The 20,600-nt window shown below is 56.6% G+C and carries 14 protein-coding genes; 4 read left to right on the plus strand and 10 right to left on the minus strand.

Annotated elements, in window-relative coordinates; genetic code table 11:
* Positions 1–3: 3 nt before the first annotated feature.
* A complete protein-coding gene (locus tag QSJ95_RS16455) occupies positions 4–363 on the minus strand; it encodes a DUF3742 family protein (protein ID WP_285643799.1) in 360 nt (119 codons plus the stop codon).
* 512 nt (positions 364–875) lie between these two features.
* Between QSJ95_RS16455 and QSJ95_RS16460 the strand changes: the two genes are divergently transcribed.
* A complete protein-coding gene (locus tag QSJ95_RS16460) occupies positions 876–1,343 on the plus strand; it encodes a hypothetical protein (RefSeq protein ID WP_285643800.1) in 468 nt (155 codons plus the stop codon).
* Between the two features lie 320 nt (positions 1,344–1,663).
* Positions 1,664–3,478 (plus strand): MobH family relaxase, encoded by a 1,815-nt coding sequence (gene mobH / locus QSJ95_RS16465; RefSeq protein WP_285643801.1) that lies wholly within the window; start codon positions 1,664–1,666, stop codon positions 3,476–3,478.
* A 42-nt stretch (positions 3,479–3,520) separates the two neighbouring features.
* On the opposite strand, the gene QSJ95_RS16470 is transcribed toward mobH, so the two are convergent.
* Positions 3,521–3,994, minus strand: a complete 474-nt coding sequence (locus QSJ95_RS16470; protein ID WP_285643802.1) for a hypothetical protein — start codon at positions 3,992–3,994, stop codon at positions 3,521–3,523.
* Positions 3,995–4,183: 189 nt separating this feature from the next.
* Complete coding sequence (locus QSJ95_RS16475; RefSeq protein ID WP_479725283.1) at positions 4,184–4,507, minus strand: helix-turn-helix domain-containing protein; 324 nt, start codon at positions 4,505–4,507, stop codon at positions 4,184–4,186.
* Between the two features lie 94 nt (positions 4,508–4,601).
* On the opposite strand from QSJ95_RS16475, the gene QSJ95_RS16480 reads away from it, so the two are divergent.
* On the plus strand, positions 4,602–5,234 hold the full coding sequence (locus tag QSJ95_RS16480; RefSeq protein WP_285643803.1) for a LysR family substrate-binding domain-containing protein: 633 nt from the start codon (positions 4,602–4,604) through the stop codon (positions 5,232–5,234).
* A 431-nt stretch (positions 5,235–5,665) separates the two neighbouring features.
* Here QSJ95_RS16480 and QSJ95_RS16485 read toward each other — a convergent pair whose 3' ends face one another.
* The 7 genes from QSJ95_RS16485 to QSJ95_RS16515 form a co-directional block, all read right to left on the minus strand.
* Complete coding sequence (locus QSJ95_RS16485; protein ID WP_285643804.1) at positions 5,666–8,125, minus strand: efflux RND transporter permease subunit; 2,460 nt, start codon at positions 8,123–8,125, stop codon at positions 5,666–5,668.
* Positions 8,126–8,164: 39 nt separating this feature from the next.
* Positions 8,165–9,250, minus strand: coding sequence for a WD40/YVTN/BNR-like repeat-containing protein (locus tag QSJ95_RS16490; protein WP_285643806.1), 1,086 nt, complete (start codon positions 9,248–9,250; stop codon positions 8,165–8,167).
* An 87-nt stretch (positions 9,251–9,337) separates the two neighbouring features.
* On the minus strand, positions 9,338–11,053 hold the full coding sequence (locus tag QSJ95_RS16495) for a DUF1302 domain-containing protein (RefSeq protein ID WP_285643808.1): 1,716 nt from the start codon (positions 11,051–11,053) through the stop codon (positions 9,338–9,340).
* Positions 11,054–11,533: 480 nt separating this feature from the next.
* Positions 11,534–12,604 (minus strand): spirocyclase AveC family protein, encoded by a 1,071-nt coding sequence (locus tag QSJ95_RS16500; protein ID WP_285643810.1) that lies wholly within the window; start codon positions 12,602–12,604, stop codon positions 11,534–11,536.
* 14 nt (positions 12,605–12,618) lie between these two features.
* On the minus strand, positions 12,619–13,971 hold the full coding sequence (locus QSJ95_RS16505) for a DUF1329 domain-containing protein (RefSeq protein ID WP_285643812.1): 1,353 nt from the start codon (positions 13,969–13,971) through the stop codon (positions 12,619–12,621).
* A gap of 233 nt (positions 13,972–14,204) precedes the next feature.
* A complete protein-coding gene (locus QSJ95_RS16510) occupies positions 14,205–16,355 on the minus strand; it encodes a 3-hydroxyacyl-CoA dehydrogenase NAD-binding domain-containing protein (RefSeq protein ID WP_285643927.1) in 2,151 nt (716 codons plus the stop codon).
* 30 nt (positions 16,356–16,385) lie between these two features.
* Positions 16,386–17,594, minus strand: coding sequence for an acetyl-CoA C-acetyltransferase (locus QSJ95_RS16515; protein WP_285643814.1), 1,209 nt, complete (start codon positions 17,592–17,594; stop codon positions 16,386–16,388).
* A gap of 311 nt (positions 17,595–17,905) precedes the next feature.
* On the opposite strand from QSJ95_RS16515, the gene QSJ95_RS16520 reads away from it, so the two are divergent.
* Positions 17,906–20,569: a winged helix-turn-helix domain-containing protein gene (locus QSJ95_RS16520; protein ID WP_285643816.1), complete on the plus strand. Its 2,664-nt coding sequence runs from the start codon at positions 17,906–17,908 to the stop codon at positions 20,567–20,569.
* The last annotated feature ends 31 nt before the right edge of the window (positions 20,570–20,600 follow it).

Genomic DNA, 20,600 nt, shown 5'->3' on the forward strand with positions numbered 1-20,600 from the left:
CCCCTACTGCTCATCGTCAGGATCATATGGATCAATGCGGGAGCCATCCGGATGATACAAGCCGAAACCAAACACTCCGTTTCGCCATTGCGGCTGCTCTTCTTCCCAGTCTACATTCCGAGCGGTCCACACGGCCGTAACAGCAAACAAAAGCAACATCGCCAACCAGAATGCACCGTACAAAAGCACGCCGAGCACCACTAACTTGACGCCCCAGAGCAGCACCGTAGCGCCACCGGCCGATACCCCCTGCCCCACCAACCAGCCATTCACCTTCCGCTCCTGGCGAACGTATCCGCGACATACTCGACCTAACGTCTGACCCCGCCGTTCTGCCAAAGAGATCGATACCGAAGATTTCATCGTCACTACCTCACGGTTGCTCTGTCTGTGCTCTCCGAAAATCTCCTGCTTCGCAATTGAAGCCCACGCGTCGGTGCAACGACAAAGTGCTGCGACCTCATTCACTGATATGAAACGCCAAAAGCTCAGCAAGGTGCATCGCACCTGATAACCGGTATATCGCTGAAAAATTCCAACAACCCACGGATAATCCGGGCGACGTTATGCCGGATTGGCTGGCCTTGGCCTCTCCTGCCCGTGCTTCGATGGTCCTGCAAACGGTTCGCAGTCTGCGGACACTGCATCGCCTACCAAGCGATACCCCATAGCAGCTTCTTCCGGTGCCACCTGGCAACGCTGCAGCCCGCTGATTGACCTCAGCAGGCTCCCGGAACCGCTGTTCTCCCCCGGAGGGGCATTCGTGCCCTTCCGCCCGGATGCCCTGTTCTTCTATCCCAGAGCATCCGTCCTCCTCACTTCCTTCCCGAGGTGTTGTCCTCTAGACGGCTGCTCCTGCTCCAGGAGTGATGACCATGGGTATGGACGTTTTCGGAAAATCTCCTGTCTCCGAACGCGGCAAGTATTTCCGCAACAATGTGTGGTGGTGGCATCCCTTATGGGACTACTGCGAGCGACTCGCTCCTGACATCATCCCTAGCGACAACCTGGGCCATTCCAATGATGGCTGGGGACTCAACAGTCGCGATGCACTCATACTGGCTGATCGCCTAGCCACCGCGCTCGCATCTGGCGAAACGGAGCAGTATGCGCAGCGCTACTCTGCCTACCTCGAATCGCTACCTGATGAGCCTTGCAGCATCTGTGGAGCAACAGGCAAGCGCGCTACACCACCTGCCATCGGTCCCGGTATGCAGCCATGCAATGGCTGCAACGGTACCGGCCATACTCCGAGCTTCGAGAAGCATTCCCCCTTCTCGATCGAGAACGTCCGTGAGTTCGAAGCGTTCCTTCGAGAGTGCGGCGGATTCGAAATCTGCTAACGCTTGTCCCAACGAGCCGCGCATTGCGCGGCTCTTCTATTTGTGCGCCAGTCTTCAGTGCTGTGCCAGCGATATCAGGTCTGCGAGCATGTCGAAGTCAATCTGCTTCAGGTGCCCAAGCAGCACATGAAATTCTCGCTCGCCACTCAGTAAATACCAAAAAGGGAAAGCGCCCAGCGCACATTGAAGCTGGCTGCAGATTACGATCTCTCTATATCAAAGGGCTCCCGCAAAGGCCGAAGGGAGCGGAGCCCAAGGGAAATGGGCCCACCTGGAAAAGGAAAAGGCTCTCCCGCTCGCCGCAACGCCAGGTGTCATCGATGCCCAGGCTGTTCCAACGAAAACGCCTCTCGCTGGCGCCCACCACGCTCTCGACCGAAGGCAAGGGCAAAGGGCTGATTCAACCGGAGTCGGCGACCACTCTGCTGTCCGCCCCACGCCGGCAACGCCTGTTGGAACACATCTGGCAGCGCACCTCGCTCTCACGCAAGCAGTTCGCCTCGTTGTACCTGAAGCCGCTGGAACGCTATGCCGAACTGGTCCAGCAGTTCCCGGCCTCCGAGAATCACCATCACGCCTACCCGGGGGGCATGCTGGACCACGGCCTCGAGATCGTCGCGTATGCGCTCAAGCTGCGGCAGTCGTACCTGCTACCCACTGGCACCACCCCCGAGGATCAGGTCGTACAGGCGGAAGCGTGGACCGCCGCCGTCGCCTATGCGGCCCTGCTGCATGACATCGGCAAGGTGGCCGTCGACCTGCACGTCGAACGGGCCGATGGCAGTCCCTGGCACCCCTGGCACGGTCCGCTGAGACACGCCTATCGATTCCGCTATCGCCAGGACCGCGAGTACCGACTGCACAGCGCGGCGACGGGCCTGCTGTACCGGCAGGTGCTCGATGGCGAAATTCTGGATTGGCTCAGCACCTATCCCTCGCCCTGGTCCGCGCTGCTGTACGTGCTGGCAGGCCAGTACGAGCATGCTGGTACGCTGGGCGAACTAGTCGTGCAGGCGGACCGAGCATCCGTCGCCCAGGCCCTGGGGGGCGATCCAGCCCGGGCCATGTCGGCGCCGACGCATACACTGCAGCGCAAGCTGCTCGATGGCCTGCGCTACCTGCTGAAAGAGGAACTGAAGCTCAACCAGCCCCAGGCTTCGGATGGTTGGCTGACTCAGGACGCGCTCTGGCTGGTCAGCAAAACCGTCTCGGATAAATTGCGTGCCCATCTGCTGGCTCAGGGCATCGACGGCATCCCCTCGAACAACACAGCAATCTTCAACGTGCTGCAGGACCACGGCATGCTGCAGCCCACGCCGGACGGCAAGGCGATCTGGCGGGCGACCGTCACGAGCGAATCCGGCTGGTCGCATGCGTTCACGCTGCTGCGGCTGGCTCCGGCCTTGATCTGGGACGCAGATGATCGGCCGGCGCCGTTCGCCGGCACCGTCGTCGTGGACCTGGAGCCCAGTGAGGCTCCGGCCGCAGCCAGCAGCACCTCGCCGGAGGTCAGTGGCACACCACCAGCACCGGGTGCAGCCTCCGATGCAGATAGCGTCGATACTCTGCTGGCACTGCTGGGCACCGCCGCTATCGAACCAGCCCCATGCGAGCCAGAGATGGAGACCTGCGCCGATGAGTTGCCCGCCGACTCCCTGCTGAGCAACTCAGCATCCCCCCCAATTCCCACCCTTCCATCCAGTAGTTTCAGCGGAAACGGGCGAGAACCACCATCAGGCGAACACTTCATGAGCTGGCTGCGGCAACGCATCCAGAGCCGCACACTCATCATCAACGACGCCCGAGCACTGGTGCATACCGTGAACGATACGGTGTTCCTGGTCAGCCCCGGCCTCTTCCAGCGCTACGCCCAGGAACATCCACAGACAGCATCGCTCGCGAAGCAGGGTCAGGTCGCAGACTGGCAGTGGGTGCAAAAGCGCTTCGAGAAGCTGCAGCTGCACCGTAAACAGGAGGGCGGATTGAACATTTGGATCTGCGAAGTGACAGGACCGCGTAAATCTCGACGTTTATATGGGTACCTACTGCAGAACTCCAACTATCTATTCGGTGAATTGCCACCGAATAATCCTTACCTATCACTATCCAAATCTAAACAAACAACTACACACTAGGCATCGCCTCCAGGGAGATTCGATTCAAACAGACACCCCTCCTTAATTGGGCAGAATATAAAAACAAATCTTCTTCAAAAAGTCCGCACCACGAGCGTATGAAGCATCCTCCCCATAGAGATTTTTCAACAACCACTCATTCCCCCCGAACAGATCAGGACCAAGAGCCACAATTAGCAAAACCCCGAAGCCCAACCAAAATACCGGAGTGCGCAATGGGCTGATAGTCTTACGTATCTGTCGGGCCAGCCAAATCTCATATTCTGTCTTATTCTTCTTCCGATCAAGCTCTCGCAACCTGCTCATTTCATTTCGCGCCAGCGTATAATGAAAGGCAAATAGGAAAACCAAGCTTACAACCCCCCAGAACTGTGGAGCAGGTGTTCCTAGAGCGGCAATAGCAAGGGTGAACCCCACAAACCCGGTCACCTCATTAAGATACCGCTCCCAGCTACGAACCTCTGCGGCAACAACTTTCGCATCCTTTACCGGATCAGGCTTCTCAGGAGCACTCATATATATCTCCACGTTTCCATATAGAAACCACTTAATCAGAATAATGCAGCAATCACAAAAGCGCCTCATATTAACTGCACACAATCGTACTATACCCCTGAACGAGCACTAGCCAGAGAGATCCGCATCAGAAGCCTGCAAGGGCATCCTCATTTGCAGTTTCTTACTTATCGAGCTGCACGAGAAGCTCTAGTCCTTGCATTGCTCAGCATCACGGAGCAGTACTAAGTTGCGCTCTGTATTCGCGACCAGAGTCGAGGCCTCGCAACCCAGCGCTTCGGCAACCCGAAGAATGATAGCCAGTGTCGGCATATGCCTGCCGCGCTCAATCTTCCCCATATGAGAACGATCAATTCCAGCCATGTTGGCTAGCGTTTCCTGCGCGAGGGCTTTCTGAGTGCGAAGCGCGCGTACAGCCATGCCAAAAGCCTTTGCTGTGTCGGCTTCGAAGGTGGTTGTGCCTGTGGGACGGCCTGCCCGGATGGAACGCTTCTGCATCTGCAGCAGCGTCATTGACAGAGCCAATTTAAACCACGGTAAATTTAACTCATTCTGCTAATATTTATCTGCTTGCCCTGTCCATGCCCCCACCTTCGAAAGGTCTGCCATGCTTTCCGAGCCAGCCATCGCACCACTGCACCTCGCTGTCACTACTGGCGCGATATCGCCCTTACTGACGGCCTTACTGACGAAACAACGTATCGAAGAGCCTCAGACGCCAATACATATCGTTGAAACATCTGCTGCAGAGCAGTATCAAGGCCTAAAAGAGGGACGCTATTGCCTGGGATTGTCGCTGACGGCAGAAGAAAATCATCTCTCTCTGCAATCGGAGCCTCTTTGGCAGGATGAGCTGGCGATTGCCGTCCCCCCCCTCTTCCCATTATTGAGATTCGCTGAAATACCGCTGCAAGAGGCCATTCAATACCCACTGATCATGTGGTCCAAGGGAGCCTGTCCCCCCATCGATGAACAGATCGAGTCGTTGCTGGAGTCAACCACAACAAACCTCAACATCGTTCACTGGGTAGAAAACTTCGAACTCATGGTGGCACTGATTGCATCCGGATACGGTATTGGGTTTTACATAAAATCACGCATCAGAACCTTGCGCGGCCTAGACATAGTAATGCGTCCGCTTGCCGGTGGACCTCAACGAGTGACGACCTATCTAATTCGAGCCCGCTCGTTTCCTTCGACTGCCGTTGATCGTATCATCCAACGCGCCAGATCAATATGAACCCCCTACGCCTGAGTAGGCTCTTGCATTTATTAATGGGCTACCAGCATTCACAGATCCAATTACTGACTGAAACGGCTTGAGTGTCAAGACATCATTATAATTAATGACCGCCAACATCCAGAGCGCCAAGAACACGTAAAATTATCCAAGGTAAAGATAACAAATACCGACGACGCCAACTGCTCTCTGATCGCCCAATCCCCAGATAAAAAAGAGGGGCCAACTAGCCCCTCCGCCTTGTTATTTCTTTAGCATTTATCTCAGTAAGATGTAGCCACGTCAAAGCTGGCCTCCTCTACTCGTGCCAGTCAACATTGCAGCTACTGTCCATTAGTTTCACTTGAAGGGTAATTCTCTCCAACCCAGCAAACGTCCCAAGCCACTCGACACCCGGGAAACTTTCTAAACAACTGCAAACAATATTCTCTTTACACAGTAATATGTAATTCCGAAACGTTCACTTTTCGCCCAGCACGCCTGTCCCTATCTTTTGCAAACAAGCTGTCCTTCAACAGGAAATGTGACAAGGCTGGAATCAGTACCAAGGCAGCCAGCATGTTCCAGATAAACATGAATGCCAGCAGGAGCCCCATGTCAGCCTGGAATTTGATTGGCGACCCAATCCAGGTCACCACACCCACCGCAAGCGTTACACCGACCAGAGCGACCATCTTTCCGGTGAACCGGATAGCCCGGCGATACGCCTGCTGTAACGGCAATCCCAGGCGCTGCCCCTCTAACTGCACGCTGAGTAGATAAAGCGCATAATCCACACCGACCCCCACTCCCAGCGCCACAACAGGCAAGGTGGCGACCTTCAGACCAATGTTCAGCATCACCATCAATACCTCGGCCAACAGGGACGTGAGTACCAGCGGTAAAAGCGCCACTATCGTCGCACGCCAACTGCGGAAGGTAACCAAGCACAACAGCGCCACAGCCGCATACACAGCCAGCAGCATCTCCAGTTGTACACTCTTGACTACGATGTTAGTTGCCGCCTCGATACCCGCGCTACCGGCAGCTAGCAGGAATTCGCGATCCTTGACGCTATGCTTCTCAGCAAACTCGCTGGCGACTTCAACGACCCTGTTCAGGGTGTCGGCCTTGTGATCGGACAGGTAGGCGAGTACCGGAATCAATGAGCATTCACTATTGAGGAGTGGTGAGTTCCAGACCAAGGCGTTGTTAACCTGGGGCCACACCACCCCCTTGTTGTCGCTGATGGTGAACCACTTCGGGCTTCCCTCGAAGCTGCCAGCAGTGTAGGTGCGTACGGTATCGGCAAGTGAAGCCGTACCTTGTACTCCCGGCACCTGCGCCAGTTGCCAAGCAAGACGATCAGCCTCAACCAGGGTCTCGTAAGCGCCACACTGATCGGCAGGTGTCTTGATCATTACCGCAAAAACATCGCTGGATACAGCGAACTTGGAGATGATGAATGCATTGTCGCGGTTGTAACGCGAATCCGGGCGTAGTTCCGGACTACCGGCCTGCAGATCGCCAACCTGAAGTTTGGTGCGTTCGACCAAAGCCATCGCGGCCAATCCGGTCGCTACGACTATCGCAGCGATAGCCCAGCGTTTCTGGGTGAAGTTGTCCAGATGGCCCCATATCCGGTCGATGCCCAGTTTATGAACCGTTTCATCATGCTCGATAATGTGGCGCTTCGCTGCTTCCTGACTGATTCCAGTGAAAGACAGCAATACAGGCAGCAGAATCAGATTGGTGAACACCAGCATTGCGAAGCCTAGGCTAGCCGACAGCGCCAGTTCACGGATGATTGGAATGTCCACCAGCACCAGTACCGCGAAACCTACTCCATCGGCGATCAACGCAATCAAACCCGGCAGGAACAGGCGGCGGAACGTATAGCGGGCGGATACCCAGGGATGAGTGCCGCGGGCAATATCCTGAGAGATGCCATTCATCTTTTGGCAGCCGTGGGACACACCGATGGCAAAGATCAGAAATGGAATCAGGATGGTAAATGCGTCCAGTACACCACCAAAAGCGGTCACTAGGCCCTGCTGCCAGACCACGGCAATGATCGAGCAGAGCAGTACCAAGCAGGTACTGCGTATGCAACGTGTATGGAAGAAGATGATCAACGCCGCCACCACTGCTGCGACGATGAAGAACAACATGACCTTGAAGATCCCGTCGATCATATCGCCCGAGACTTTGGCGAATCCGGTGATGTAGATTCCGAGGTTATTCCCTTCGTACTTGGCCCGAACACGCTCTAGGTCGGAAGAAAGACTCTGATAGCTTAGCGGCTGGCCATCCACTGTCGGCAGCAGCGGAATCTCGATCATGCTGGAGCGATAGTCGTTGGCAATCAAGCTCCCGACCACACCGGCACGGGCGATATTCATCCGCAACTGTTTGATCGACTCGGGAGAGCCGTCGAAGTTTGCCGGCATCACGGGCCCACCAACAAACCCTTCCTCCGTCACTTCGGTCCAGCGTACTACCGGACTCCAGATGGATTTCACCCACGTTTTGTCAACGCCTGGGATGCGGAAGATCTCGTCGTTGATCTGCCCCAGTTCTTTTATATAGTCAGCATCGAATATATCGCCCTTGCGATTTTCGACTACGAACCTCACGGAGTCTCCAAGGCCACGTAACTGGTCACGGTTCTCCAGGAAATTGCGAATGAACGGGTGACTGTGCGGCAACATCTTGTCGAAACTGGTCGTCACCGCGAGATTGCGCAGCTGCCAAGCCGAAAACAGTGTCGTAAGCACGCAAAGTGCCACGATGAGCAGACGGTGGTTGAAGATCAGGCGCTCGAAAAAGTTCCCCGAAAACCGGTCGAACAAAGCGGGATCCCGAATGACGCTCATCAGCCCTGAGTTTTCATGCTTGCGATCAACATTCATCACATTCTTCTCGTTGTTTTTTCCGCGCCTGCTACAGCGTTAGAGCGACTCGATCCGCACACCTAAAGCCCCGACCAGGACGAGATGATGCCCATCGAGTAAGGCAGCACCGTAATAGGGCATAGGCCCCGCCAGCGACAGCAGCTTGAAAGCATGAGCACCTGGCTCGCCAAGCGAAACTTCGCCACTTTGTGAAACCACAAGCAGGCGACGATCTTCGGTCAGCAGTATCCGCATCAGGCTCCCCCCCGTCGGCAGCGTCAAACGCTCCCACGTCCGCCCGGCATCAGTGCTGTGGAAAAAACTTCCGCGCATGCCAAAGGCATAGAGGTCATCACCGTCTACGGAGAGCACCCCAAAAAGGGTGCCGTTGTACGGTGTGTCGATGGAAAGGAAATGGCCGGCCACTGTATCCCAGCGCCACACATGTCCCTGTTCACCGGACAGGTAAACTTGAGTGCCATTGCCCGAGACCGAGTAGAAATGCCATTCCTGGGCATTATTGGTCAGGTGCATCTGTGGCTCCCAATTGCGCCCGCCATCCTGCGTCATGAAGATGCGGTTGAAGGTCCCGACCACATAGCCACGTTTTTCATCGGCGAAGTACACATCCAAGAAAGGCTGAGTTTCGTTGCCATTCGACAGCCGTTGCTCCTTGGCCAGGTAGTCGGAGGCCCCCTGGAGACTGCCTACCCGGGCGCTGTAGTAATCCATTGCCAGTTTCGATGCTTGCAGGCCGTCGAGTTGTTTTACCCAAGATGCCCCCGCATCGTCGCTATGCAGGACCACCCCGCCATGCCCAACGGCCCAGCCTTTCTTCGCTCCCACGAAAGTTACGGCAACCAGGTCGACGCTGACCGGGACGTCAGCCTGGGTCCAATTGCGTCCCTGGTCGTCGGAGTACAGAATCGCGCCCCGTAGGCCCACCACCACCAGCCGATTACCGGCTCGAGCCACCGCCTGCATGGGGCTGGTGCTATATCGATCGCTCTTCATCGCCGGGACCTCCAACGGCGACTCGAAGGCCTGTGCAAGTGGCGTGGCTAGATACAATGCAGCCAGAAACAAGCCACGCAAAAATATGCGAGACAGAAAAAAACTATGAAGCGTGGCAACTGCAGACATGACAAACCCCAGGTCAATGTTCTTGGATCCACTCGCTCCCCAGCAGCCTACCGCCAGCAGCAGCCTGGCGGCAGACTGAGGGACTTATCAGAACGAAGTCTTGAAGGTCAAAGACACCCAGTCACGGTCCCAGTACTTACCCAGCGTGGCATTGCTCAGGCTGCTGGCCCCCAGATCATCCTCAGAATGTCTGGCGATGAAACCGTTGTATTTCAGATCGACAGTGTACCGAGCAAAGATGTCAGCGCTTAGGCCTGCACTCCAGGTGCCCTGTCCTTCGTTACTGCCGAACCACACCGGCGAGTTACCATGTAGCCCCATATCGACAAACAGCGGCATGGACAAGTCGATACCAGGGGACACCTGGAACCACGTCGGGCGGAACATCACTGACGCACCCACCGCCCCACGAGTTTGGCAGGCGATTTTGGTGGCATCATGATCGTTGGCACAGTTATAACCTTTGCCGTTATAGTTCTGCGCGTTCTCAGTGACCTTATCGAGGTATGAATAATTGATCTCGGCAGTAAGTGACGCCGCATCGTAAAACGGGCTTGCACTGAAGGAGGCAATTCCGTTGAATACGCCCGCCCACAACTTTCCGCGCGGAACCCAGGTATCAGGATCGGTACCCTTTGGAACATAAAGGGAAAAAGGTGTCGCTTGCAGAACAGCATCTTCGCGATAAGTAAGATCGGCACCCCAAGAAATACCCCAAACCTCTTTGGACAGACTAACACCGAGCAACTTCTCGCGCTTATCAGAAGAGTAGTCAATACCAGTTCCCCCCGGCACGACTCCAACACCAGGCACCACATTTACCCGAGTGATAAGCAGTTGCGGGAATCTATTGGTATATTCACGATAGTAGAGTCCTAGGGTACCATCCAGCCATTCAGGCCTCCAACGCGCAGAAATCCCCCAGTCCCCATACTGCTTATTCGGTTCGTCGGTCACCTTAAATGGCATGCCGAAGACGCTACCACCACCACCAAGGCTTACACCGTCAGCCGCCCCGAAGTAGGTACCACCATCCGGAAGCGTCATGGGCTTCCAGTCAAGGTAGTACTGCGCCGCCACGGTCAACTCCTGGCTTAGCTGTGCGCTCATAGAAATCTGATCGATCGGCTTAAATAGTTCCTTTGCTTCGGTACCAGGCGTGGTGATTGACTTGCGGATATCCACCGGACCTTGCCCGAAGGAAACACCATTGGAAATGGAGAACAGCGCCTCCCCCCAGTAGATGTTGTGCTGGCCAACCTTCATATCGACCGGCACACTACCTAGGTCAAAGCCAGTGAATACGAAGGCATCAAGGATTTCTCCCGAAGGTCCATTGTTCCAGCGGTTAGTATAACTGCTATAGCCTGAACCAGAGCGACCGGCCCCCGCCCCAACCCCGGAGGCGTCCAATACTCGGTCACCCTTGATGTCTCCATCATAGGCCTGATCGTACCAACCACTGGCGCTGATACGAGCTCCATGCCGCTGCTTATAAATAAAATCAGCCTCGGAGAGAACATCAACTCGGTTCGTGACTATGTCGCCAGCATGCGCAAACTTTCGATCCGACTGATACGCCGTGACATCGCCGGCGCCAGAATTGTTGCCACAGATATTTTTATCACAATCATGGACACGGAAACCCAAGTTGTAACGCACAGTATTGTCCCAGCGCAGCGAATAGTCTGGGTTGCCCAGGTCAATGTTGAAAGCACTCGCCGGCCCAGCCATGCAGAACATCATGATGGGTGCCAGCAGGCATTTTCCACCAACCACCCGATATTGACTTACCATCTTCATATGTTGGAGTCCTTCTTATTTTTCTGCTCGCTCATACATACCGACATCGCGACGGAACCTTGCCAAGCGAAGTCGCCATGGGAAGGCCCTGCGCACCATTTGCTACTCAACGTTACTCTCCGGTGTACCAATTCCCGTCGTCGGAACCGACGAATCCTGCGAATGCTAGTGACTACCATCGGACACTCAACGATGAGCATCTGGAAAATCGTGCGTCACGAGACGGGTCAACGAAAGGCTGGAGTCGATGCAGGAAAGAAAAGGTCTACTAAACGGGTCGCATGAAAATCTGCGACCCGAGAGCAACCCGAAGACAATGCCAGTGGGCGCAAGCACGAAACAGCCTCCAGCGGCACAGATTTATAGATTCAAGGATGGTCCAGGCCTCCGCAGCTTATCGCTTAATCAAGCTCATTCCCCAAATAAAATCATCAAGCGCTATAACTCTTCCACACAGTTTTCGAAGTGAGCACTAACATTTCAGCGGGGGGAGATCGACCAGCCGCCATCGGAATACATGAGATAGGACGGCATAACCACACGGGTATCAGCAAACTGCGAGAAGGTATAGAATCCACCAAAATACACTCCCGTGCACAAAGCGGCAAAACCGGTAGCAGCAAACATCCGTGCCGCTGGACGCAGTCGTAGCGGCAACTCAGACACACCGCGCTCGATGAAAGATATACCGTCACGCCGGACCGAATAGCTCAGCCAGCTGTATAGGGAAGCATAAATCGCCACCAGAAGTGACTCATAGAGTGGAAATTGGAACTGAGTACCGGGCCATAGACTGAGGGCACCGATACTGTACGGCCAAGCATATGCCTCACTGAAACGGATAATTGCCACTTCAGCGAGCAGATCGAAGACAAAGGCCGAAGCAAACGCCAGTAACAGCGCTGCATAACACCCCAACTGGGGTCGTGTCCGGCGGAATACCAGAAGCTGAATGCTAGCCAGTGCGACACCGAAGTACATGTACATGGGGGGGCCCCACAACCAAGCCTCAGCATAACGAGTCGGCCCGTGATGACCAGGAAAAAAAGCACCCCAAGTCCCCATGTTGAACGAGTGCTTATTCCAAGCCATATAGTAATCACTGAAATTTATGCTGGTATCGAGCACATAAGAAATCAGTGAGCCGATTAACATCAAGCCCGTGATCGGTGCCCGCCCTGTCTCCAGCCAGGGGCGCAAAAGATAGACATATAGCGCTGCCAGCGCGATCAATAGACTCCCCCCTTCTAGTCCACGCAGCATTAGCAGAGAAGGCAAAGCCATCGCATCGACCGCACTCAGCGGCACGGGAGCGAACTCAGAGGAAAACAGCCAACGAGCAAAGACACTAAAAGAAAAACAGCTGAACAGGAACCCACTCAGCCCCCAGCCCACAATTGGGAGGAAAGGCCAAGCGTAATATCTGCCAAACACCTTACCACCATTAGGCAAAATACCAGGAAATCGAACAACCATCTTCCCTGCCCCTTTATAGGCAAATAAGCCTCTGGACAGATGTATATGGCTGCAAATCAACCTGACTGCAGCCATATAAACCACTCAAGTTAGCGAATACCGACCTGAGCCATATTTTCGGGAGACCAGACAGACTCAGGAATATCCACTACTTGATAGCCACCGCCTTTGAATGCGGTGAATGCAGGTATCGTATATGCACCACGCTCCAGATCGAAAGTAACGGTATTGTCCTGGATAACACCATATCCAAACACGTAATCCGGGATGCTCAGCATTGTGTCGATACGGATCAGCTTGCCGGCAGAGTCATAGCTATCAGCAATGCCCAAGCCGCTCGCATCTTCGTCCAGATAGAAGCTGCGCTTAGGCAGCAAATGTCGGAAGCCTGGCTTCAACGTGGCCTCGACTACTCGCACTCGGTGCAGCTCCCAGCGTATACATTCAGGATTCGGGAAACTCTTGGTAAACAGCTTGTCTTCCGAACAACTCTTGTAGTCGTAGACCGCGAAATTGTTATAATTGATGAGTTTTTCCTGCACGCCGACATACTTGAAATCATAGCGATCCTGCCTACCTAGGAGCAGGCGCTGCTCATCCATTGTCGTGATTCCTCCCGCCACCGGTGAAGGCGTGTCATACGATAAATCCGGAGCGAGCTTCACTCGACGCTGACCGGGCAGGTATTGCCAAGCACGCTGCTCACCCGCAAGGTTCGTACGAATCATGACCAACTCCCCGTTGCGCCGCGCAGGCTCATATACGGCGTTACGGACTCGGAAATACTCGATCGATTGCTGACTCGGCCCCGTATTGGTCGAATCAGTGAAAGGATTAGACGTCAAGTTATTTTGCGCATTGACCATGATGCGCCGACCGCTCCCATCAACCAGGTATGAGCGAAGATTGGCGGATAAATGAGGTGTGTATGCGAGTTGATGATTCCATAAAACTTCGTTGCCAGTTTTAGGTAGCGGGAACGGAACGCCACCATAACAACCCTCGATAGCAGTACCTTCCTTAGTAGTCTTACAGGAATCAACATTCTTCTTAGAATTGGCCAAGTAATACTCCGGGGCACGCATGGTACGGCGGCTCGGGTAGACATTCATCTTAAAGTCGGGGTAGCGGGCGAACATCGCTTTCTGCCCCTCGGTCAGGCTACCAGCATACTGCTCAAGGTTTTGAGCGGTGATCGTATAGAGCGGCTTATCATTCCACGGATCACATAAATTTCTCGGCTCACTCTTGTCGTAACACGCCGGCAGTCCGATTGGTTCGCCAGTGTAGGCAGGGATTCGACCATCGGCGCTTGCACCGCGTTGCGCGCCAAAGGCTGTCAACTCGGAGTCGTCCAACTGGTTGGCGCCGGCAGATGCGAACTGAACGGCACCACCTAGAACGGCAAGCGCCAGCACGCTGGCCAAGTTGCTTCGCTTCATATTTCCCTCTCTTCTTGTAATCATGGGTGACGCCGCTGAGGCGGCGCCTGACTATGAACCACCGGACACTGGAGTCGGTACCCGGTCTCCAAAAACGCTTCAGAAATCAGACATGCAGCGATCCGCGGAACCTGAATTTCGCACCAGAGCGGCCTGGAGTCGGTTCGAGTACCTTACGGTCCTGGCCGACTACTTGCGGTCGTCGGAAACGACGAATCCTGCCGACATCCTGCTTAGCGCAACTCGTCTCCGCTAGACACCTTTTCCAGCAACAGCGTCGGCGGAGCGAAACGTTCACCGTAGCGCTCATGCAGTGCACGAGTACGCTCCACGAAGCGTGACACCCCATAGCCATTGACGAACTGCAGGAAGCCACCAGTCCAGGTCGGCGCGCCGATACCCAGGATCGAACCGACGTTGCCATCAGCCACCGAACGCAGCACGCCCTCCTCCAGGCACTTGACCGCCTCGATGACCTGACGGAATAGCAGACGATCTTTGATGTCTTCGATCGGTAGATCGACTTGGGGGTTATGGAACCGCTCATAGAGTCCCGGCCAGATGGTTTTTTCCCCTCCTTCGGGATAGTCATAGAAACCACCGCCATAGTGACGACCGGCGCGACCGAACTCTTTGATCAGAATGTTGCCGACCTCATCGCTGTGGCTATTGTCGAAGACGGTGGCGAACACACCCATTTCCTTCTGGGTTTCGTTGACCTTGCGCATCAGCTCCAAACTGACTTCATCGAGCACGGTCAGCGGCCCGACCGGCATGCCAATCTGCTTGCCGAGGTTGTCGATCAGCACCGGATCGACGCCTTCGAGGAGCAGCTTGCAACCTTCGTCGAAGAAACTGCCAAAGGTGCGCGAGGTAAAGAAGCCCAGCGAATCATTGACCACAATAGCGGTCTTGCCGATCTGCCGAGCAAAGTCGAAGGTCTTGGCCAGGGTTTCGTCGCTGGTCTGATCACCGCAGATAATTTCAACCAGTGGCATTTTCTCCACTGGCGAGAAGAAATGAATGCCGATGAAATTCCCTGGGCGTTTCGACGCATTGGCCAGCAAGGAAATCGGCAGGGTCGACGTATTACTACCGAAGACGGCGCTGTCGCGAAGCTGCTCCTCGGCCAACTGGGTGACCTTGGCCTTGAGCTCAACGCTTTCGAATACCGCCTCGACGATAAAGTCGGAACCCTGCAAATCGACGTAGTCGGCGGTGGGGGTGATTCGAGCCAGTGTTTCAGCCTTCTTCTCTTCGCTCAAACGACCTTGGCTGACCAGCTTTTCCAGCAATTTGCCGATATTGGCCTTGCCACGCTCAGCGCTCTCCAGACTGACATCGAGCAGCACCACCTCAATCCCGGCCTTGGCCGCGACATGAGCGATGCCATTGCCCATCATGCCTGCTCCGAGAATGCCGAGCTTACCAACCTTGGAACGTTCGAAGCCTTTCGGCCGGCTAGAGCCGCCATTGACCTCGTTCATCTGGAAGAACAGCGTGTTGATGATGTTCTTCGCCTGCACACTGGCCGCCAGGCTGGTCAGCCCGCGGGTTTCCACCTGAAGAGCAGCATCGAACTCCAGCAGCGTACTTTCCACCGCCACTGCGAGAATACGCTCGGGCGCCGGCAGCAGCCCCCGGGTGCTCTTCGCCGTCATAGCCATTGCGCCGGCAATCATTTGCGCCACCTGTGGCTGTTGGGCACTACCGCCGGGAATACGGAAGCCCTTGCGATCCCATGGCTGCACCCGGGCCTCTTCATTGCCCCGCTGGGTCTTGATCCAGGTCTTGGCCGCCGGCAGCAGCGCCTCTGCCGTTCCGACCAGCTCCTCCACCAGCCCCACCTCCAGCGCATCGAGCGGCTTCAATTTTCGTCCTTCGAGAAGCAACGGCAGCGCCTTCTCCAGACCGAGGCGACGCACCAGGCGAACAATGCCTCCAGCACCTGGCAGCAGCCCCAGGGACACCTCCGGCAACCCGACCAGCGCTGTCGGCACGTTGAGGAGAATGCGGCGATTGCAGGCCAGTGCGATTTCGAAGCCACCGCCCAGGGCGGCGCCATTGATGGCGGCGACCACCGGGACAGGCAAGAGCTCCAGACGCCGCAGATCGTTCTTGGTCCGCTCGATCTTGGCCTGGAAATCCGCTTCGTCACCAGGCTTGAAGTCGAGCAGTTCGTTGAGGTCGCCGCCGGCGAAGAATGTATTCTTCGCCGAGGCAATGATCACACCGGCCAAATCCGGCTCCAATTCCAAGCGTCGTACAGTCTCGGCCATGCCTTCACGGTACAGCTGGTTCATGGCATTGACTGGACCGGGCATATCCATGGTCACGGTGACGATGCCATCGGCATCCTTCTCATACTTGAATGCGTTCATGATTGGATCTCGAAGTGAGGATGATGCGCCGACTCAGACACGTTCGATGATGGTGGCTATACCCATGCCGCCGCCGACACATAGGGCTACCAACCCGCGCTTAAGGTTGCGGCGCTCCAGCTCGTCGAGCACGGTCCCGACCAGCATCGCGCCAGTCGCCCCGATCGGATGCCCGAGAGCGATGGCACCGCCATTGACGTTGGTGATTTCCGTCGAAATGTCGAGGTCACGCATGAAACGCAAGGCCACCGCGGCGAAGGCCTCGTTAATCTCGAACAGATCGATGTCGGCGACAGTCAAGCCAGCCTTGGCCAACGCCTTCTTCGCTGCGGGCCCGGGGCCGGCGAGCATCAGCGTCGGCTCGGTGGACAGCACCGCCGTGGCAACGATGCGCCCACGCGGCGTCAAGCCCAGGTCGCGACCGGCCCGCTCGCTACCGAGCAGGGTGGCGCTGGCACCGTCGACGATGCCGGAGGAGTTACCAGCAGTGTGGATGTGCTCGATGCGCGCTACTTTGGGGTATTTGCGCAGAGCAACCTCGTCGTAGCCGGCCTTCCCCATCGCAGCGAAGGAAGGCTTGAGCTGGGCCAGTCCCTCCAGCGTGGTAGCAGGCTTGATGAACTCGTCGCGCTCCAACACCACCAGGCCATTGAGATCACGCACCGGCACCACGGAACGATCGAAATAGCCGTTGTCACGAGCCTGTGCAGCACGCTGCTGGGACTGCAGGGAGAAACGGTCGATATCCTCGCGGCTATAGCCGTCGAGCATCGCCAGCAGATCAGCCCCGATCCCCTGCGGCACCGACTGCAGCTTGAAGGCGACTTCCGGATCTTGAATCCAGGCACCGCCGGCGCTGCCCATCGGCAGACGCGACATCGACTCGACGCCGCCGGCCACGATAAGGTCCTCCCAGCCACTGGCGATTCGGCTGGCAGCCTGGTTGACCGCCTCCAGGCCGGAGGCGCAGAAGCGGTCGATCTGCACGGCGGGCACACTCTGGTCCCAACCGGCATACTGTACCGCGCACTTGGCGATGTCACCGCCCTGCTCCCCCACCGGCTGACCACAGCCAAGCACCACATCCTCGATCCGGGCAGTGTCCAGATCATGGCGTTTCTGCAGCTCGCTCAACAGGCCCGCTGCCAGATGCACCGGCTTGACGGTATACAGCGAACCATCCTTCTTGCCTTTTCCACGCGGTGTACGAATGGCGTCGTACACGAAGACTGACTGGGACATCGGGGATTCCTCTCAAGGATTTCGTCGGAATACCCGCAGCCTAGAAATCTCGATGCCATCGCACATCGTCGAAAGCGACGATCACCGGCTGCCCCTCGTAGATGGACCATGCCTATGAGCGCATGATTGCCATTCATGGCATCTATGCAAGCACCCAATACAGCCTTCGAAAAAACGGCCCCAATAGATGGCATTTTAATATCACAAAACGCTAAAAGGCGCTTGATGCCAGAGAAGGTTGCCTCATACCTTAAGGCTTCGAAAATAATAGGCAGGGAGTAGCACAGCCAAACCCTGCAGAAGGACTCGTAATGTCTTCGACTCAACGCTCTGCGCCCTACATCTCACGGACCAAGATCACGCCGCCGCCCCCCTCACGCTTCCAGGTACTGCGCCAGGCCATCCTCGATCGCGTGACGCAGACCGACTCCGCTCGGGCCATACTGGTCCACGCGCCGGCGGGCTTCGGCAAGACTACCCTGATGACCCAACTGCTCGCCCAATATCAACGCCAGGGCGCAGCTACAGTCTGGCTTACTCTCGACACCGGAGACAACGATGTCTCTCGCTTCCTCAGCGGCTTCTCTTCGGCGATCGCGAGCCTTCAGCCAGACGCCACTCCAGACTTCTCGCAAATGCGCAACGCCGATCTGGTGTCCTGGATACTGGAACGTATCAGCGAATACCCAACGCCCCTCGCAATCTTCTTCGACGACTTCGAAGCCATCCGCAATCCCGTGGTATTGGGCCTGGTCGCACGCGGCATAGAGGCCGTTCCCAACAAGGCGCACCTGATCATCGGCAGCCGCACGCTGCCGGAAATCGGCCTAGGGCGGATGCGTGCGCGCGGCAACCTGATCGAGATCGATGCCGCCGGGCTGCGCTTCAGCAGCGAGGAGACCCAGGACTTCCTGACCTTGCGGCGTGGCATGAACCTCAACGCGACGCAACTGAAAAAGCTGCAGAGCAGTACCGAAGGCTGGGCGACAGCACTCTGGCTAGCCTCACTCGCGATGGAGAACCATGGCGACACAGACAAGTTCCTCGACTCTTTCTCTGGCTCCAACGCAGCCATTGCCGCCTATCTAGCCGAGGATGTCCTGGCGGCCCTGCCCGCACATCTGCGAGACTTTTTGCTGCGCAGCAGTGTATTGGACGAACTGAGCCCCGCACTCTGCAACGCGGTGTGCTCGGTGAGTGACAGCCTGGAAAGATTGCACGAACTGGAACGCCTGCAACTGTTCCTGGTTCCCGTCGACGAGCAGCGCAATCTCTACCGCTACCACAGTCTGTTCCTCGATTTTCTCCGGCACCAATTGCAGCGCCGCCATGCCAGCGAACTACCGTCGCTGCACCGCGCGGCCTGTACGGCCTACCTCGCGGAGGGCCGCGCGATCCCTGCTATCCGCCATGCCTTGCTATCTGGAGAAACACAGACCGCCATCGATCTCATCTACCAGCATGTAAACAATCTACTCAGCCAGGGACGGCTACGCCTTCTCGCCGAATGCATAGGCCAACTACCAAGGGCGGAATTGCAGCGACATCCACGGCTTCGCCTGATTCACGCCTGGTGCACAGCCTTTACCTGGGGCCCACGGGAAGCCCTGGCCTTGGTCAACGAGATCGATGGCTCGGAGCTAGAAGGCGAGCCCGCCATGTACCTGTCGGCACTACGGCCGATGCTGCTGGTCATGATGGATCGTAACCAGGAGGCCCACGATCTGGGTCTCAAGGCGCTGGCCGAAGTGTCTACCGAGTATCCATTCGCCTGGGCCATGCTCAACCAAGCCCTGACCCAGACCAGCATCATCCTTGGCCTCCACGATCAGGCGCACCGCTTTGTCGATGAGGCTCGCCGCGCCCAGAGCGAGTCGACCGGCGCCTTCGGCTTCGTCCTGGCGGAATCGGCGGAAGCCCTCCTGGACATGATGGCCGGCCGATTGAAACAGGCGACGGCGCGTCTACGCCTGGCCAGTACGATGCTCGAGGCATCTCGCCGCCGTGACCGCAATGGCAACGCACTGGCGGCAGTGCAACTCGCCGAAGCGCTTTATGAAAGCGACGAATGTGCCGAAGCGCAGAAACTGCTGCGAATATTCACGCCGCTGGTACAGGACCTTGGCCTATCGGATGCCCTGATAACGGCTCATACACTGATGGCCCGTATGGCGGAGGATCAGGGGGATCACGACCGCGCTTTGCAATTGCTTACCGAGCTGGAGACTATCGGCCATCGTTCTGGGCTACCTAGAGTCACCGCCAGTGCCCGAGTGGAGCGGTCAATGGTGACACTCTCCCGTGGCGACCACATTGGCGCCATGGAGCAGTTGACGCTCGCGGAGCAGACATTCCCCTGGCAAGAAACCCGAGGGCATTGGTTCATCGGCAATGACACGCTAACCCCGTTCATCGCCCGGCTACGTTGCCTGATCCGAACCGGCTCTGCCGCCAAGGCGATAGCGCCTCTTCGTAGCGAGTTGGCCGAAGCCGAACGGCAGCTGCGCGGCCGCAGAGCACTGAAGCTACGCATCCTGCTGGCGGAAGCGCTCTACGTGGACAACCAGACCAAGATGGCTCTGCGAACGCTGGAGCGCGCCCTCAAGTTCGCCCAAGCCGAAGGATACGTGCGGACCTTCCTTGAAGAAGGCCCAGCTATTCAAGTCATGCTGCAGGAGTTGCGTGACGAGCAAGGCGAAACAGGACAAAGAGAAAGTCTGGAACGCTGGTTGCGCCATAGCGCTCCAACTCAGCCCGAGACGACGACAGCGGCGCTGGTCGATCCCCTGACGCACAAGGAGCTGAAGGTGCTACAACTCCTCGGCCAGGGGCTCTCAAATGCGGCAATGGCCGAAAAGCTGTTCGTATCGGACTCCACCGTGCGCACCCATCTGCGCAACATCAACCTGAAACTGCACGCAAACAGCAGAACCCAGGCCGTGGCCATCGCCCGGAAGCTGGGCCTGTGCCCTTAGGGAGGAGCATCTCGCTCCGCAGCCAGGCCGT

The organism is Pseudomonas sp. NBRC 100443, assembly GCF_030268185.1.
Taxonomy (GTDB): domain Bacteria; phylum Pseudomonadota; class Gammaproteobacteria; order Pseudomonadales; family Pseudomonadaceae; genus Pseudomonas; species Pseudomonas citronellolis.

Coding starts and splice junctions, on each gene's coding strand:
- QSJ95_RS16455 (WP_285643799.1), bottom strand. CDS start 363: ATGAAATCTTCGGTATCGATCTCTTTGGCAGAACGGCGGGGTCAGACG.
- QSJ95_RS16460 (WP_285643800.1), top strand. CDS start 876: ATGGGTATGGACGTTTTCGGAAAATCTCCTGTCTCCGAACGCGGCAAG.
- mobH (WP_285643801.1), top strand. CDS start 1,664: ATGCCCAGGCTGTTCCAACGAAAACGCCTCTCGCTGGCGCCCACCACG.
- QSJ95_RS16470 (WP_285643802.1), bottom strand. CDS start 3,994: ATGAGTGCTCCTGAGAAGCCTGATCCGGTAAAGGATGCGAAAGTTGTT.
- QSJ95_RS16475 (WP_479725283.1), bottom strand. CDS start 4,507: ATGACGCTGCTGCAGATGCAGAAGCGTTCCATCCGGGCAGGCCGTCCC.
- QSJ95_RS16480 (WP_285643803.1), top strand. CDS start 4,602: ATGCTTTCCGAGCCAGCCATCGCACCACTGCACCTCGCTGTCACTACT.
- QSJ95_RS16485 (WP_285643804.1), bottom strand. CDS start 8,125: ATGAATGTTGATCGCAAGCATGAAAACTCAGGGCTGATGAGCGTCATT.
- QSJ95_RS16490 (WP_285643806.1), bottom strand. CDS start 9,250: ATGTCTGCAGTTGCCACGCTTCATAGTTTTTTTCTGTCTCGCATATTT.
- QSJ95_RS16495 (WP_285643808.1), bottom strand. CDS start 11,053: ATGAAGATGGTAAGTCAATATCGGGTGGTTGGTGGAAAATGCCTGCTG.
- QSJ95_RS16500 (WP_285643810.1), bottom strand. CDS start 12,604: ATGGCTGCAGTCAGGTTGATTTGCAGCCATATACATCTGTCCAGAGGC.
- QSJ95_RS16505 (WP_285643812.1), bottom strand. CDS start 13,971: ATGAAGCGAAGCAACTTGGCCAGCGTGCTGGCGCTTGCCGTTCTAGGT.
- QSJ95_RS16515 (WP_285643814.1), bottom strand. CDS start 17,594: ATGTCCCAGTCAGTCTTCGTGTACGACGCCATTCGTACACCGCGTGGA.
- QSJ95_RS16520 (WP_285643816.1), top strand. CDS start 17,906: ATGTCTTCGACTCAACGCTCTGCGCCCTACATCTCACGGACCAAGATC.